Here is a 16,759-nt window from a genome sequence, read left to right as displayed (position 1 = left end):
GTGTCTGATTGCTTCTGTCGAAAGATGGATGACAAATTGCTGTTTATCAGCTATTTTGTTATTGATTATTTTATACTGGTTCGCAGGCTCTTCTTGGTAACCAGTTAATTGTCGGGTGTCAGGAACAAGCCCGAAAGCCTGTTCCACCCTGTTCTACAAAGAGTGAATTTTATTGTAGGGCGGGCAGGATGCCAGCGCTACAGATTACCAACTGCGATTATTTCCAATTTTGCCACGAACTATTGAAAATAGAAGTACCCGGAAAGGCGATCGGATTGGCATTTTGTTGCAACCGCAACTGCAACACTTCCAAATTCGGCTCGCGGGACGGCAATTCGTCCACTAATTCATAAGGTAGAATCCCTTTTTCCAAGGAAAAAGCAGCCGTAACTCCCGCCGCCCCACCGGCAGACCATTCAAAAGAATGCACTCGATAAGCAGCCGCCGCTGTGTGGCTAACAGCAATACTTTTACCTGCCACTAACATATTGTCAATTTTCTGAGGAATCATTGCCCGCAGCGGAATTTGGAACGGATAAGCTTGCCCTTGAGCTTTGCGAGTGCCTTCGCGTTCGGTATTTCCCGGTGCTTCCGGCGGACTGTTGGTCATGCAGGGGTGAAAGTCGATCGCATAATGACCGATACCCACAGAATCAGGATAAATCGTAGCGCGCGATCGCGATTTTGTATCCTCAACAGATTGACTTCCCACAGCCAAAGCCGGCGCATTCAAACCACCCACAGCCAACCACAAATTGCGATACTCTTCCTCCGACAAATTCTGGCGGTAAAAATCAGCCGTAAAGTCAGTGCGAGACATATCAACTTCCCACACCGTAAAACCTTGAGGCTGATTGAAACTCGGCCGCCCAATAATGCGCCGGCCCTCCCGCATATAAGGATATTTAGAAAGTCCGTGTACCGTCCCCATCGGCGAATCCAACCCGCTCAAAAAACGATTGTTTGGATTAGGCTTTTTGAATCCCTCTCCTAGCTGCGAGTCAGTAGTTCCTGTTACCAGCCAGTAGAAAAATCCTTTGGCATTTTCCTCTCCTTTTCGCAAAGTTTCCGTTCGCAAACCGCCCATCCATCCCCCCGGTTGCAGTTGACCTGCTGCTTCCAACTGCTCGCGAGAATAAATTAAATTATCCTGGGCAGAACCGGGACGATAGTCATTGCCCCAAGTCCAGTTTTGCATCGAAATATCCCCCGGATAAATCGGGAATTGCTTCGGGTCTGAAGGTCGCTTTTCATCCGGTCTCATGCTCCTGATTTGGCGGTAGGTGAAAACTAAGGGAAAGCTCGCCAATCTCTGCAATTCGTAGCTGTAGTAAGGAGCGTATTGTTGATAAAAAGACGGCACTTGATGCTGCTGCGGTTCCTTCGTTGCTTGCATCGCAAAGGTGTAGGTAAAACCTTGAGTGCAGTAAGCGTCGCCGGTTGGGCTGGGGGAGGAAGGTTCGAGAGGGGAACGCGGGTCAATTCCGAGGCGGTAAGGAACATCCGCAAGTCCGATCAATTCCCCTGTTTCAGTGGCATCTACAACGTACCAATCAGCACCCCCTTGTAAAGGGGGGGAACTGGTGGAATTCCCCCCTCTTCTGGGGTTAGGGGGGTTCTGAGATGCTTTAGGAATAAACCTAATAATAGTTTTATTAAAGCGCGCCGAATTTTCGTAGCGATAGGCATCTTCAATAGTTTGAGAAAGAGTTTCGGTGTTGAGTGGGGGCGTGTTGGCGGCGGGTTTGTGTTGAATGGCGATCGCACTTTTAATTTGTTGGCCCCCAACCGCATTGCCGGCCACAGCAGGAGTAATTGCTAGTTCTTTAATAACCGTATTGGGAAACCATTTCAGCGTGCCTTTGCCTTTTCTAGCGGCATCCTGCAAGATGTTAAATAGAATTTTGTGACCGTCGTAGGGCATGAAACACGAATAGCTAACCCAACAGCCTCCGGGATTTAGCCGGCCGTAATGTTCCTCGATCCGCCCCCGCAATTCGAGGTAGCCACGGGGGTAAAATAAGAGCGATCGCTGAGTCTCTCTTTCATCGAGTGCGGAAGTTCCCTGGGAGGAAATTTGACCGCCTACCCAGTCAGTAATTTCAGTAAGGCAAACTGTGCGCCCCGCCAGCAAACCTTCGTAAGCGGTAGCAGCGCCTGCGAGCCCGCCGCCTGCTACTAGAATGTCGCAAGTTTCAGCAGTGTCGGGATTGCGGGGAGGTGCGGCAAATACTGGCGAAATGCTCCCTATCGCGGAAATGATGCCGAGGGTGAGGCTAAGGATCGATCGACCTTTGAGCAAAAATAGATACTGTCGAAGTTTCATCGGAGATTGTGGAATTAATTTTGACATAGCGCGAAAAACACTCATGCCATCTAAATGTTTATTTTGCAGTATACTGGTATTTCGCGGTGTTGTCAGGGAAAACTTTTTTAGAGAAGAGGCATTAATACCAGCAACAACTATTGAACAGTCGGCTCTACCTTATGCTCAAAATCGTCAAAATTTTTAGGTCATTGATTCCTTTTGAGAGTTTAACAATTACCACCAGTTTAACTTTTTCGGAGGTTTTACGCAGGTTGGACGAAGTTGTTACTCCTCCCAAAGTTGTTAGAATAATTATACCCTTTGGGCCGCCACCTGCGAAACCCTATGAAGGAACGATTTCTGGCAAAACCTTCACAATCAATCGCATCATGATCGGTCGAAATTTATTGTTCCCAATTATACAAGGAGAAATACATACTCAACAGTTCGGTTGTTCCATCAAAATTAGGATGAGTTTACATAAAATAGTTATAGGAATTTTGATTCTTTGGCTGTGGACGACTGGCAGTATTGGAATGTTTGCTTTATTTGCTTGGTTAGTCGAGCCCTCCGTGGGAGCAATATTTTTACCCATTTTAGGAATGTTTATTTTTGGCTGGCTTTTGTGCTTGATTCCTTTTAAAAGAGAAGCAAAAGCAGCTACAAAGTTTTTGTCTATTCTCTTAACCTAAAGTAATTTGTAACAGCAATATTTTAGCTGTTTTATTAAAAACAATTTAGGTTCATCGGTCGTCAGCGGCGGTAAAAAAACTCCAAATTTATGCGTCAAAACCAACTCAAACAAAAAATTAAACAAGGGGAAACAGTCCTCGGTTTATTTATGAACTGCGCTTATCCCGCATTCATGGAAATATGCGGTCACGCTGGATTCGATTTCGCCGTTATCGATATGGAACACGGCCCCCTGAACCCGCTTGCTGCTGAAGATTTGTGTCGCGCCGCCGACTGCACTGGAATTGCACCGATTATTCGCGTCCGCAAAAACGACGGGCCGCAAATTCAACGAGCTCTCGACATCGGCAGTGCAGGCGTTCAAGTACCTCAAATTGAAAGCAAAATCGATGCCGAAACCGCTGTCAAAAGCGCTAAATACAGTCCTCTGGGCACGCGAGGCCTTTCCTTCGCTACGCGGGCGGGGCTTTACACCGCCGCAGGTACAAATATCACCGACAAACTCAACGAAGAATCCTTGGTTGTGATTCATGTCGAAGGCAAAGCTGGCATCGACAACCTGGAAGAAATAGTGACTGTCCCAGAGGTGGACGTGATTTTTCTAGGGCCTTACGATCTGTCACAGTCGATCGGCATTCCCGGCCAAGTCCGCGATCCCCGAGTCATCGACATGATGCAGGAGGCAGTGCAAACCATCCGCAAAGCAGGCAAAGCCGCGGGTACTTTTGCGGATAACCCCGAAATCGCCCAGGAGTGGATTGATGCTGGCGTTCAGTACGTCACACTTGGGGTCGATGTTGCCGTTTTCCTGCGCGCCTGTCAGTCGCTGGTGAAAGCGGTCAATCGATTTTAGATTTTAGATTTTGGATTTTGGATTAAAAAAAGAACAAGCCCCCGGATTCATCTTGCAAGCTTTACGATATCTTTGCAATTTTTGTAGTGTCTTTTACGACACATACAAAAAACCTGCGCTAGAGTAGAAGCATACACCTCCTCAAGGCAAAATTAGGGAGGGGAGCAAGGCTTCAGGAAGTAAAATCTATGAAAACCGTATTAGAATCCATTCAGTTGGATTATGCCTTCATGTTTACTTTCAAAAAAGTAAACTCGATTAAGCTAGAAGGTTTCAAGGAATTTTTTGACGATATGCCTGTCGATCCGTATGTGAAAGGTAAGTATCGTTCTAGAAGATTGTCGCGGTTTACAGTCAACGGAGATGAGTTAGTTAAGTTACCTCACGGCTATTTGTTTCAAAGCAAAACATACAATCCGCTAGTGGGTGATATCAGGCGGGAATTTGCCGAATTGGACGATCGGCTAATCGCCCTCGATAATTTCAAACAGATGATTTTTGCTTTTTTCGATTCCTGCAAAATTCACCCGGAAGCTGAAATCGGCATCCATCAAATCAGGACGACTTGTTCGCCGCACAATTTCGGCAACCCCGCGCCGGAAGGCATTCACCAAGACGGTACTGACTTTATCGGGATTTTCTCGGTTGACAGAACTAATATTGTAGGCGGGGAAACGCATTTGTACTTGGCTAAAAAAGAGAAGCCTGTTTTTAATAAAGTTCTGCAGCCAGGGGAATTGCTGTTAGTTAACGACCACGAGTTTTTCCACTTTACTACGCCGATTAAACCGGAATCTGAAGGGGTGGGAACCAGGGATGTCTTTGTGCTGACTTCTCCGAGTTTGCTTTGCGATTGAGGATACAGTCTTGGACGCATAACCTAATTAAGTAGGGTGCGTACTCCGCACCTTACTTCGATTACCGATTACTGCATCTCACAGAGCACCTTTTGGTTTCGCCCCCACCCATCTCGATCGTGGTTAATGCTTGGGAAAATCGATTCCTGAAATGGATATTCCTTCCATCTTCTGCACATATCGTCCTTGAGCAGCTACACATTCTGCCATTTTTTTAGCTTGTATGGGTTGACTCCTTGGATCGGGCGAGATACCTCTATACTCCCATGTACCGCGAATGTCGCCAGAGAATGCTTTTCCATTGTTTTTTAATACTAGCTCTGTGCCAGTTGCATCAATATAGAATTTCCCATTTTCCAAAGACACGCTGCTAATTGTGATAGATTCGACTCCTTTGTAGGGATTTGCAGGGCCATCGACGATCTTGATGCAGATTCTATTGTTTTGATGTGCAATCTCTCTACGGGAGTTATTGAACATTGTTCCTTGAGCGTAGTAAGCTCCTGTGGGGAGAATTGTAGAGCCCTGTTGATTACTTTGAGCAGAGGACAATGATGAGATTGACAGAAGGATAGAACTAACAATTAGTGTTTCGATCGCCAAAAATTTCATTTGCAACAAAACTCCATTAAAATTATTTTTTCAGATTCTACACGATCGCAGGTGCTCTATAAACTTCTTTAGAGTTCTTGCAAAAGTCAAATTTACCCCCCGCCAGTCCCCCCATATCTGGCTATAGATCTAGTAACTATAACAAGCCGTACAAATCTCCTGTGAAGACCAAGGGCGAGATCCCTTCACTCTGTTTTGCCGGATTTTGCAGGAAACTGTGGAGCGAGATCACTCCTGACCGGAATGTTTAGCCGTCTTATTTTTAAGAAATGTTAATAAAAAATAAATTTTATTTTTAAACTTAAGTTTTTCTTAAATTTTCGGATATTATTATGTATTAGAGGATACATCTACTTAATTAATTAATTAACAGTTCCTAAAAAAATAATAGAGTATTAATACTGGCAAGAGGCTGTAAGAATGATTAACTTACCGGGCTACGACATTACCAACCAAATTCATGAAAGTAATAATTCTTTAGTTTACCGAGGACTGAGAAAGCAAGACAACCAACCGGTAATTCTCAAATTTATCAAGCAAGATTATCCGATGCCAGCTTCGTTAGTCAGATACAAGCAGGAATACGAAATTACACGCAATTTTAACCTAGAAAGTGTCCCTAAAACCTACAGTTTAGAAAGATATCAAAACAGTTTAGTTATTATTTTCGAGGATTGTGGTGGAAAATCATTAAAGCTGTGGTTGGCTGATCACAAACTTACCTTAGAAGAGTTTTTGGCAACCGCTATTAAAATAACCAGGGCGTTAGGCGACATTCATCAACATAACATTATTCATAAAGATATCAACCCTAGCAATATTATTATTAACTCGACAACAGGGCTAGTCCAAATCATAGATTTTGGCATCTCTACTGTTTTAACTCGTGAGAATCCTACCCTAAAAAATCCTAATGTTTTAGAAGGCACTCTGAGCTATATATCGCCGGAACAAACAGGCAGAATGAACCGAGCGATCGACTACCGTACTGATTTTTACTCATTAGGAGTTACTTTTTACGAACTGCTAACGGGGCAACTGCCATGCGATTACAACGATGCAATGGAATTAGTCCACTGTCATATGGCTAAACAAGCAGTGCCGCCCCATGAAATTCATCCAAAAATTCCTAAAGTGGTTTCTGATATTGTAGTAAAACTGTTAGAAAAAACGGCTGAAAAAAGATACCAAAGTGCTTGGGGGATTCTCGCAGATTTAGAAGAATGTCGGGAACAACTACAGGCTAAAGGAACGATTGTAGATTTTGATCTCGCCCAAAAAGATATGAGTGATAAGTTTCAAATACCTCAAAAACTCTATGGGAGAGAACGAGAAATTGAAACCTTATTATCAGCCTTCCAGCGCGTCAGCAATGGCACAACAGAAATTATGTTAGTGTCGGGTTACTCTGGCATTGGCAAATCAGCCTTAGTGCAAGAAGTTTATAAACCGATTACTAAGGCAAGCGGTTATTTTATTGCCGGAAAATTCGACCAATTTCAACGCAATATTCCTTACTCAGCTATTGTTAAAGCTTTTCAGTCCTTAGTCAAGCAACTCTTAACTGAAAGCGAAACGCAACTCAGCACTTGGAAAGAAAAACTTTTAGCAGCGTTTGGTGATAACGGCCAAATCATTATAGATGTCATTCCCGACGTAGAACTCATTGTTGGCAAGCAGCCACCCGTCCAAGAGTTAGGCGCTACGGAAGCGCAAAATCGTTTTAATTTAGTGTTTCAAAAATTTATCCGGGTGTTTTGTTCAGTCGAGCATCCCTTAGTCATTTTTCTAGACGATTTGCAATGGGCTGACTCCGCTACTTTGAAACTGCTGCAAGTAATGATGGCAGATGAGGAAACAAAATACTTATTTCTAATGGGTGCTTATCGAGATAACGAAGTGAGCCCGACGCATCCTCTGATAATGACTCTGGAGGCGCTGCAAAAGCAAGAAGCGACTATTAACCAAATTACTTTAACTCCCTTAGATATCGAACATATTACTAACCTGATAGCTGATACTGTGCGTAGGGATAGAGGCTCAGTCCTCCCCCTAACTGAGTTAGTCGTCGGTAAAACTCAAGGCAATCCTTTTTTTGTCAATCAGTTTCTCATAACTCTCTATGAAGAAAACCTCCTGAATTTTAATTCTCACCAAAAAAACTGGGATTGGAATATTTCAGAAATTGAAGCCGTAGGGATTACCGATAACGTCGTTGAATTGATGGTCGGTAAATTGAGAAAAATGCCAGATGCAACTCAGCAGGTTTTACGGTTAGCCGCTTGTGTGGGCAATAGTTTTGACTTAAATACTCTCTCGATAGTCAACGAAAAATCTACCGCCGAAACTTTTCAAGAGCTATTGCCAGCCATCCAAGATGGATTAATTTTAGCAACTTCTGAATTAGGCACGACAGAAGAAGAAATTCTTCAGTCTCATCTCATCATTACTACTTATAAGTTTTTGCACGATCGCGTGCAACAAGCAGCTTATGCTCTGATTGAAGAAAGTTCTAAAAAAATAGTTCACTTGCAAATTGGTCGCTTGCTGTGGCAAAATACCTCGACAGAGACGCGAACGGAAGAAATATTTGCGCTCGTCGATCATTTGAATCTAGCAATTGAACTGGTTAGCGACGAATCCGAACGCACTGAAATTGCTAAACTCAATTTAATTGCCGGTCAAAAAGCCAAAGCAGCTACAGCCCATGAGTCGGCGATTAAATATTTGCAAGTAGGTTTAAGACTGTTAGGAGAAGATAGTTGGAACAGTCAGTATGAACTGACATTAGCCCTGCATCAGGAAGCTGCAGAGGCAGTTTTTTTGAGCGGTAATTTTGAAGGAATGCAGAGATTTGTGGAGATAGTACAAAACTGCGCCAAAACGCTGCTGGACAAAGTGAAAGTGTATGAAGTCCAGATGCAAGCTTACATGGGGCAGAACAGGCTGCTAGAAGCTGTTAGTACGGGGTTACAAGTTTTAAAGCTATTAGGGGTGGAGTTTCCCTCTCAGCCGAACCTGTCAGATATTGGCCAGGCACTAGGGGAAACTGCGGCAATTTTGAAGGGCTTGGAAATTGAGGATTTAGCTAACCTGCCTCAAATGACCGATGCCTATAAACTAGCAGCCATGAGAGTTTTATCAAGTATCTTTTCTCCTGCATACCTTGCTGCTCCTACACTGGTACCCTTGACGGTGTGCAAACAAATAAATTTATCCGTCCAATATGGTAATGCTTCCGTTTCTCCGTTTGCTTATGGCAATTATGGTCTTCTTCTTTGTGCCATTGTGGGAGATATTGATTCAGGTTATCAGTTTGGTCAATTGGCTTTAACTCTAGTGTCAAAGTTAAATGCTCAAGAAATCAAAGCCAAGACAGTCTTCATTGTAAATACACTCATCCGACATTGGAAAGAGCATCTGAGAGAAACCTTAGAGCCTTTGGTGTCAGGTTTCTCTAGCGGAATGGAGACAGGAGATTTAGAATATGCAGGCTATAGTCTACTACAGCATTCGTGTTTCGCTTACTATAGCGGCAAAGAACTAACTGTGCTTGACAGAGAGATACCAATCAACAGAGATGCTATTGAGAAAATCAAGCAAGCAACAGCGCTTAATTATATAGAAATTTTTTGGCAGGCTATATTAAATCTGCTGGGAAGAACCGAAAATCCTTGCATTCTAAAGGGTGAAGCCTGCGATGAGGATCTGAAGTTGCCATTGTACCAGCAAGCAAACGACAAAGCGGGAGTTGCATACCTATATTTAAACAAAACTTTACTTGGTTATTGGTTTGAAAATTACTTTGAAGCAACTGAGAATATTGCTATAGCAGAGAAGCATTTAGAGGCATTAGTAGGATTGCCCGTTGTTCCTATCTTCCATTTTTACGATTCTTTAGTACGGCTAGCGGTGTATGCCAATAGCCAAGAATCTGAACAACAGAAAATTCTCGACAGAGTACAAGCCAATCAAGAAAAAATGCAGAACTGGGCGCATCATGCTCCAATGAATTATCTGCACAAATTCTATCTAGTAGAGGCAGAACGGCATCGGGTTTTAGACGAAAAAATAGAAGCGATTGAGATGTACGACAAGGCTATTGCCCTTGCCAAAGAAAACGAGTATATCAACGAGGAAGCACTTGCTCACGAACTTGCTGCCAAATTCTACCTGTCATGGGGTAAAGACACGATCGCCCAAGCTTATATGCAAAACGCTCATTATAGCTACCAACTCTGGGGCGCTCTAGCTAAAGTTGAGGATTTAGAAGAAAAATACCCCCAATTCCTAGCTAGAACATCAGCCAAGACAACAACTCAAACAAAAGCTAACCGAACAACGAATGCGCCTACTACCACTAGCACTAATTTGGGAGAGACGCTAGATTTAGCCACAGTAATGAAAGCTTCCCAAGCAATTTCAGGTGAAATAGTTTTGAGTAAATTGCTGGAAAGATTGATGAAAATTGCCATCGAAAATGCAGGCGCCCAAAAAGGATTTTTAATTTTAGAAAAAGCGGGAAACTGGGCGATAGAGGCTGAAGGTTCCGTCAAGGAGGATGAAATTAGCGTGCTGCGCTCGCTTCCCCTCAATGCAGAAGCAGCTTCTGGGGAAACGCCAAAACTGGCAAGTGCGATCGCCCACTACGTCATCCGCACCCAGGAAAACGTAGTTTTAAATAACGCCACCCAAGAGGGACAATTTACCCGCGATCCTTACATAGCAGCCACTCAACCCAAATCCATTCTCTGCACCCCTCTGATACACCAAGGCAAACTGACAGGCATTCTTTACCTAGAAAATAACCTCACAGAAGGAGCTTTCACTACAGATAGACTAGAACTGTTAAAATTGTTATCGGCCCAAATAGCCATTTCCATTGAAAATGCCCAACTCTACAATAACTTGCAGGAGTTCAATCAAAACTTAGAGCAATTAGTCAGCGATCGCACCCTAGAATTATCCAACGCCTTAGATAACTTAAAAGCTACTCAAAGTAAGCTAGTGGAAGCTGAAAAAATGGCATCGCTGGGAGGATTAGTTGCAGGCGTCGCCCATGAAATTAATACTCCCATCGGCGTTGGCGTCACCGTTGCGTCAGCTTTAGCAGAACATACCACAGAATTTGCTTCTACTTATAACAGTGGCAAAATGAAACGCTCTGAACTCGAAGAATTTTTGGATATAGCCACCACTAGCAGCAACACCCTTCTAACCAATCTCAATCAAGCAGCAGCATTAATTCGGAGCTTTAAAGAAGTAGCAGTCGATCGCTCCAGCGAAGAACGGCGAACTTTCTTGGTAAGAGATTATCTCGATGAAATTTTAATCCAATTAAAACCAAAATTGAGAAATAGCAAACATTCGATCGAAATTAAAAGAGACACCAAAATAGCCCTAGATTCTTATCCTGGTGCATTATCCCAAGTTATCACAAATTTGCTGATGAACTCTCTGATTCACGCTTACGAACCGGGCGCTAGTGGAAAGCTGGCTTTTGATTGGCAGCAAGAGGGCTCTCGACTTAGATTTGAATATTCCGATAATGGTCAAGGCATTCCCCCTGAAAATTTAAGTAAAATTTTCGAGCCATTCTTTACTACAAAACGCGGTCAGGGTGGTAGCGGGTTGGGATTGCATATTGTCTACAATTTAGTAACCCAAAAACTTCTGGGCGAAATAGAATGTAAAAGTGAGGTTGGAACAGGCACCCAATTTATTATTAAGCTACCCCTACAAATCGATTCACAACCGTAGTTTCCTAAATCCCAACATCAGTAACAAAGAAAGGTAAGCAGCAATGGACAAAAGTATTTACGGCTTTTCAAATGAAACATCATCTGAAAAAGTGTTATTTGCGGATGAAGTTAACTCAGATGAAGAGTTATTTTTTGCCGATGAAGTATCAGAAGATACTCCGACAGAAAGCTGGAAAATTTTGATTGTAGATGATGAAGCTCAAGTTCACACAGCTACCGATATTGCCTTAAGAAAGTTTGTTTATGAAAATAAATCTTTAAAATTTATTAGTGCTTATTCCGCTAAGGAAGCTAAACAGTTAATTCAAGAACATCCGGATGTGGCTATCATCCTGCTTGATGTAATCATGGAAACGGATGATGCTGGCTTAGAGTTTGTGAAATATGTCCGCCAAGTGTTAGGCAATCAGTTAGTACGAATTATTTTACGCACGGGTCAACCCGGCCAAGTCCCCGAAAAAAGCGTTATTACCAATTACGATATTAATGACTATAAAACTAAAACTGAATTAACGACATCAAAGCTATACACTACAGTGCTAACAGCTTTGAGAAGTTTTTGTCTCGGTCATAAATTGCAGTCAGAAATAGAGCAGCGCGAACAAGTAGAGAAAGCACTGCGTATCAGTGAAGAAAAAGAACACCAAAAAGCTCTTGCCTTAGAGCATTTTGTCAAAGAACTGCAAGAAACACAACTCCAGCTAGTTCAAAGTGAAAAAATGTCTAGTCTCGGTCAATTAGTTGCAGGTGTCGCTCATGAAATTAACAATCCGGTTAACTTTATTTACGGCAATATCTCCTATGCGAAAGATTATATTAAAGAACTCATCTATGTATTGAATCTCTACCAACGGCATTACCCGCAACCCGAAGCAGAAATTCTCCAGGCAATAGAAGATGGAGAGTTGTCATTTATCATGGACGATTTGCCAAAGTTGCTTTCTTCCTTGCAGTTAGGCATCGAACGCATTCGTATGATTGTGGAGTCTCTACGCAATTTTTCGCGGTTGGATGAAACCGAAATCAAATCAGTAGATATTCACGAAGGTATTAATAGCACCTTGATGATATTGCAGCATCGCCTCAAGGGTAAGTCAGATCGTCCTGCTATTAACGTGATTAAAGACTATAGTCCATTGCCACTTGTGACCTGTTATGCAGGTCAGCTTAATCAGGTGTTTATGAACCTTTTAGCGAATGCTATAGATGCTTTGGAAGAGCGGGCAAGTAGAGAAGAGGGTAAAGTTTTTCACCCGCAGATTTTGATTCGTACTGAAGTCGTAGCGGGCAATTCCTATGACAACAGTAGCACTGCTTCAGACATTCGGGTCACAATTGCTGATAATGGTATTGGCATGACTGAGAAAGTTCGTTCAAAACTTTTCACTCCCTTTTTTACTACTAAGCCAATCGGAAAAGGTACAGGCATGGGATTGTCAATCAGCCGAAAAATTCTGCTAGAAAAACACTGCGCTCAAATACAGTGTTTTTCTACGCCAGAGCAGGGAACGCAGTTTATTATTGAGATGCCGACTATCTGTACAGCAACCAATGTCGCGGTATCTATGGTCTAGGAAACTGATTGGGCCCAATTCATCATATAGCGGTTTTCAGTTGCAGGGGAGAAATCAGCAGTAATTCCGAAAGTTGCGCTAACGGGCTGAGACAAAAACTGAAGCCAAAATGGCTTAAAACCTAGATAGAGAAAGACTTTGACCTCAAAGGGGCAGGAATCTAATATTTACAATGGTTTCAGGCATTTTTAGGCCATAGACCTCTTTCTTTTGCGAGGGAGAGGTTTTCAGCCCCTAAAAAGGTGAGAAAATGTCTAAGTTTCATTAAGCAACTCACAGATAACTCCTATCGAAACTTCCGTTCTGACTCTTGAATGGGAACATCATTAATACTAGCTTCACGTCTTCGCATTAACCCATTTTCTGCAAATTCCCACTGTTCGTTACCATAGGCGCGATACCAGTAGCCAGAATCATCGTGCCACTCATACTCAAATCGAACAGAAATCCGATTGTCTGTAAAACTCCACAGTTCTTTCTTTAAACGGTAATCTAATTCCTTTGCCCATTTTCGTCTTAAAAAAGCCTTGATTTCTTCCCGTCCGCTGAAGAATTCGGCACGGTTTCGCCACTGAGAATCTTCCGTATAAGCTAAGGCTACTCGTTCTGGATCGCGGGTATTCCAGGCATCTTCAGCAGCTTGAACTTTGGCTTTAGCCGTTTCCAACGTAAAGGGCGGTAGAGGTGGTTTAGTTTCCATAAGCTTGGTTTTCTGTGATTATAAAAGGTAAGGTACGCAGTGCTAGCGCTACAGAGAGAGTTTTGGGACTTTGATATCAATCCTCAGCATGGGGATCGATTCCCATTGCTCGCAGTCGCTCCGCTAGCTGGGCAACTTTTCGCTCTGCTTGTTCAGCTCTTTCCCGTTCTTGTTCAGCTCTTTCCCGTTCTTGTTCGGCTCTTTCCCGTTCTTGTTCGACTAGGGCCCGCTCAATTTCAACTTGTTCGGAGCCAGTTAACAGCAAATTCCCCTGCGAATCCCACCACCGCAGCCAAAGAAGTTCTTGATTTTGATAGCTTCCCTGCCAGAGTCCCAATTCTACATCTAGTACAGGAATGGGATAGTGACCGCGTTCGTTTGGCTGCATCCTTTGATACACAAAATCTATTAGGTGATAGACCTCTAAATTGCCCGTTCTCATTTCATAAATCCCGTAGTAAGGAATGCGGATAATTCTCTCGTACACCCAAAACTTACCCGGTTTAGTGGTGGTACCATCAGCGGCCACAGTCAAGGGAGTACGATCGCGCTCTTCCTCTCCATTACCGCTAGCAAATTCTAAAGCAATGAACGGAGCCATGTGTTCCCGCCAAAGTACATAAGAACGGCGAAAACCGTCAAGTGTTGCCGGTACATTCGGCACGTAAAACCAATCCGGTGCTTCTGCACCTCGCTCTGGCGGGTCAGTTTCTCGCCAGTAAATACCGCAATCTTGCCCGATCGCATATTGTCCGTCTGGATGCAGCCGCTCTACAACCGGCCCGATCGAATCTGTCAGAATGATGCTCTGGGGATGCTCCTGAAAATTTTTCACAAATGTACCGTCTTCGTCTGGCAATTGGGTATGGTCGGGGAATGCAGGAGGCAGACCTGTAGCAGTTATTATCTCAGTCATCGTCTTTTCCGTGCAGTTATTGTTAATTGTACTGCGAAATTTTAGAGCAATCTGATTTGAAACTTTAGCTAATATTAACTAAACCCAGCTAACCACAGCGGAAGCATCAACAGCAACCCGACAGAAGTGAGGGCGATGCTGCTAGCTAACAAATCGCGATCGAGCTCGTAGACTTCTGCTAAAATCAGCACGGAAAGAGCTGTGGGCGTTCCCGACATCAACACCAACACGAACCTCGGATCGCCGCTCAATCCGAAATAACTAGCACCTAATCCGATCAGCACCGGCACAATTACCACTTTTAACAGCGACGGGATTAACGCTAGTTCAAAACTTTCCCATTTCTTAATAGATCTCAGCCGGATGCCAACCAGCAGCAAAGCACTGACAATTACCACCCAAACTGCCGTCTGCAATCCCGATTCCACTGTCTCGGGCAGGGGGATGTTTCTCGTGAAAAAACCAACTAAAAATGCCCACAGGGCGGGAACTGTCAGCACGTCCCGGATCTGAGTCCACCAGTGATTTGGTTGCTCGGAATTCCCGAAATAGCTCGCAATAAATACACCGAAACCGTAGGTTCCGATCACGTTGTTAGTAACGCTGTATAAGACGGCCCAGTTGTTGTTATCGCTGCTGATGATAGAGGGGGTGATTGCTAATCCGACAAAGCCGGTATTCCCTAGCATCGCAGCTAGGATAAAACTGCCTTGGCTCGATCGCTTCAGGGAATTTATATTTAACAAAAATAAGTTAACCAGAGAATTTTTGCCCTGAAAAGATGGCTTTTTGATGTGGGCCGCACTCAGCATCCGCAATAATACCCAAGTCAACCAAGCTAAACTCGTACTCACAAATAACACAAATATGGCGATCGCCGGCGTGAATCCCACAGCACCCGAAAAATCGCTTTGACGGGCTAAAACTAGAATTTGCAGCGGTATCCCAATCCAGAAAAGAAAGTGGCTCAGCAGCTTGGGAAAATTAACTGGGATGTACTGAAACAACAGCAGTCCCAAGCCAGTGCAAATAACTAGAGGGGTATAAGCGTGAAATAAGGTTTCAAGCATAAAAATTTAACTTGACAATTTGAAATGCCTTTATGTATTAATTGTAATGCTAAAGTCCGTTTAATAAATGCGAATTGTCGTTAGCGGAGCCCTCGAAGAGGATCGTACTTGCACGCTTTTTCGTCCTAGCCTGTTCGCAGCACAGCAGGCCCGAAAATTTCCCCCCAAATTCCCGCACCTTGCAGGGCACAATCCTCAGACTCGCCGCCCCAAATGCTTGCAGCTTTTTGCCTTCAGATTCACAAAATTTCTGTTAATTTGACCAATGTGCGATCGAGCTATCTTGCCTTTTCCAAACAGATGTCCCCCGTTTTCCGGCCGCTTCGAGCGAACGGAAACAGGGGGAGACTAAAGCTGCTGATGACTTGCACTCATTAATTCAATTTCAAAGCATTAACAGGCACCTCATCCCAAGAACTAACAGTCCGCAAGGTAGCAACCCAGCCCTGCTGTTTTTGCTCCGCCGTCAAATTTTGCTCAAAAGATTTGTGGCAATCCTTCGCTTGAGTCTCATCGCAACAAGCAATGCAAGAATAAAGAATGCCCGACGGATCGATTTGCTCGTTTACCCAAATAATCACGATCGACTCTCTCCATCAAAATCTACTGTTACTTAAATTTTCCTATATTTTTGCCAATTAAGTAGGTCGGTATTAATTAACCGGAGTGCGGCATTTTAGCTTAACAGGCAAGATGCCTGTTCCACACAGGCAAGATGCCTGTTCCACACACAGCCAAGATGCCTGTTCCACAACAGATGAATTTTTTGTGGGGTGGGCTTCTAGCCCGCCCTGAATTACTTCGATGCCAAAGTTGCCAAAGACTCGCCCGCAACCCGGCAAATCCGCCAGTCGGGCATCACATCAGCACCAATACCCTTGTAAAATCCGATCGCCAATTCATTCCAATCCAAAACGCTCCATTCCAAACGCCCGCAGCCCCTTTCAACCGCCAACTGCGCTAAATAAACTATCAAAGACTTGCCAATTCCCCGCCCTCGAAACTCAGGGATCACAAACAAATCTTCCAAATAAATTCCCGGCTGAGTCAAAAAAGTAGAATAATTGTAAAAAAACAGCGCCCAGCCCACCACTTGACCTTCGCACTCGGCTAAAATCGCTTCAGCAAAAGGTCGATCGCCAAACAAATGATGCTCCAAATCAACCGCATTGCCAGTAACGGCATGAGATAATTTTTCGTACTCAGCTAAAGCTTTAATCAAATCAAACAGCACCGGCACGTCGGCGCGCGTAGCTGGACGCAAAATTACCTCAGAAGACATAAATAAGTAAGTAGTACGCGACAATCAAGAATTAAAAATACCACATCAAGACATTTTTAATTTGTAATTTTTAATTAAGTTTTTCCCCATTGAATAAGCATATATAGCAATCCTTGCAGGAGTCGTAAATTT

At 43.6% G+C, this 16,759-nt stretch carries 12 protein-coding genes; 5 read left to right on the top strand and 7 right to left on the bottom strand.

Annotation, left to right across the window (positions count from 1 at the left end):
* Positions 1 to 217 precede the first annotated feature (217 nt).
* Positions 218 to 2,326: an FAD-dependent oxidoreductase gene (locus QUA71_RS01445; protein ID WP_333281319.1), complete on the bottom strand. Its 2,109-nt coding sequence runs from the start codon at positions 2,324 to 2,326 to the stop codon at positions 218 to 220.
* A 161-nt stretch (positions 2,327 to 2,487) separates the two neighbouring features.
* On the opposite strand from QUA71_RS01445, the gene QUA71_RS01440 reads away from it, so the two are divergent.
* From QUA71_RS01440 to QUA71_RS01430, 3 genes are all read left to right on the top strand, one after another.
* Positions 2,488 to 3,000, top strand: a complete 513-nt coding sequence (locus QUA71_RS01440) for a hypothetical protein (RefSeq protein WP_333281316.1) — start codon at positions 2,488 to 2,490, stop codon at positions 2,998 to 3,000.
* An 89-nt stretch (positions 3,001 to 3,089) separates the two neighbouring features.
* Positions 3,090 to 3,854 (top strand): aldolase/citrate lyase family protein, encoded by a 765-nt coding sequence (locus QUA71_RS01435; protein WP_333281315.1) that lies wholly within the window; start codon positions 3,090 to 3,092, stop codon positions 3,852 to 3,854.
* A 188-nt stretch (positions 3,855 to 4,042) separates the two neighbouring features.
* Entirely contained in the window at positions 4,043 to 4,711 is a 669-nt protein-coding gene (locus QUA71_RS01430) for a 2OG-Fe dioxygenase family protein (RefSeq protein WP_333281314.1), read from the top strand.
* Between the two features lie 123 nt (positions 4,712 to 4,834).
* Here the strand turns inward: QUA71_RS01430 and QUA71_RS01425 are convergent, their stop codons facing one another.
* Positions 4,835 to 5,323: a hypothetical protein gene (locus tag QUA71_RS01425; RefSeq protein ID WP_333281313.1), complete on the bottom strand. Its 489-nt coding sequence runs from the start codon at positions 5,321 to 5,323 to the stop codon at positions 4,835 to 4,837.
* A gap of 420 nt (positions 5,324 to 5,743) precedes the next feature.
* Between QUA71_RS01425 and QUA71_RS01420 the strand changes: the two genes are divergently transcribed.
* On the top strand, positions 5,744 to 11,083 hold the full coding sequence (locus QUA71_RS01420) for an ATP-binding sensor histidine kinase (protein ID WP_333281312.1): 5,340 nt from the start codon (positions 5,744 to 5,746) through the stop codon (positions 11,081 to 11,083).
* 43 nt (positions 11,084 to 11,126) lie between these two features.
* Positions 11,127 to 12,659, top strand: coding sequence for an ATP-binding protein (locus tag QUA71_RS01415; protein WP_333281301.1), 1,533 nt, complete (start codon positions 11,127 to 11,129; stop codon positions 12,657 to 12,659).
* A gap of 286 nt (positions 12,660 to 12,945) precedes the next feature.
* Here QUA71_RS01415 and QUA71_RS01410 read toward each other — a convergent pair whose 3' ends face one another.
* From QUA71_RS01410 to QUA71_RS01390, 5 genes are all read right to left on the bottom strand, one after another.
* Positions 12,946 to 13,359: a nuclear transport factor 2 family protein gene (locus QUA71_RS01410; protein WP_190657739.1), complete on the bottom strand. Its 414-nt coding sequence runs from the start codon at positions 13,357 to 13,359 to the stop codon at positions 12,946 to 12,948.
* A 76-nt stretch (positions 13,360 to 13,435) separates the two neighbouring features.
* Positions 13,436 to 14,275: a Uma2 family endonuclease gene (locus QUA71_RS01405; RefSeq protein ID WP_333281297.1), complete on the bottom strand. Its 840-nt coding sequence runs from the start codon at positions 14,273 to 14,275 to the stop codon at positions 13,436 to 13,438.
* Between the two features lie 74 nt (positions 14,276 to 14,349).
* The gene (locus QUA71_RS01400) at positions 14,350 to 15,345 is read right to left on the bottom strand and encodes an AEC family transporter (RefSeq protein WP_190657735.1); all 996 of its coding nucleotides are present in this window, start codon (positions 15,343 to 15,345) and stop codon (positions 14,350 to 14,352) included.
* 374 nt (positions 15,346 to 15,719) lie between these two features.
* Positions 15,720 to 15,926, bottom strand: a complete 207-nt coding sequence (locus QUA71_RS01395; RefSeq protein WP_006634050.1) for a hypothetical protein — start codon at positions 15,924 to 15,926, stop codon at positions 15,720 to 15,722.
* Positions 15,927 to 16,141: 215 nt separating this feature from the next.
* Entirely contained in the window at positions 16,142 to 16,627 is a 486-nt protein-coding gene (locus QUA71_RS01390) for a GNAT family N-acetyltransferase (RefSeq protein WP_333281290.1), read from the bottom strand.
* Positions 16,628 to 16,759: the final 132 nt, after the last annotated feature.

Origin of the sequence: Microcoleus sp. MON1_C5, from assembly GCF_036701875.1 — a bacterium.
Taxonomy (GTDB): domain Bacteria; phylum Cyanobacteriota; class Cyanobacteriia; order Cyanobacteriales; family Microcoleaceae; genus Microcoleus.
This window is presented reverse-complemented; position numbering and strand designations above follow the sequence as displayed.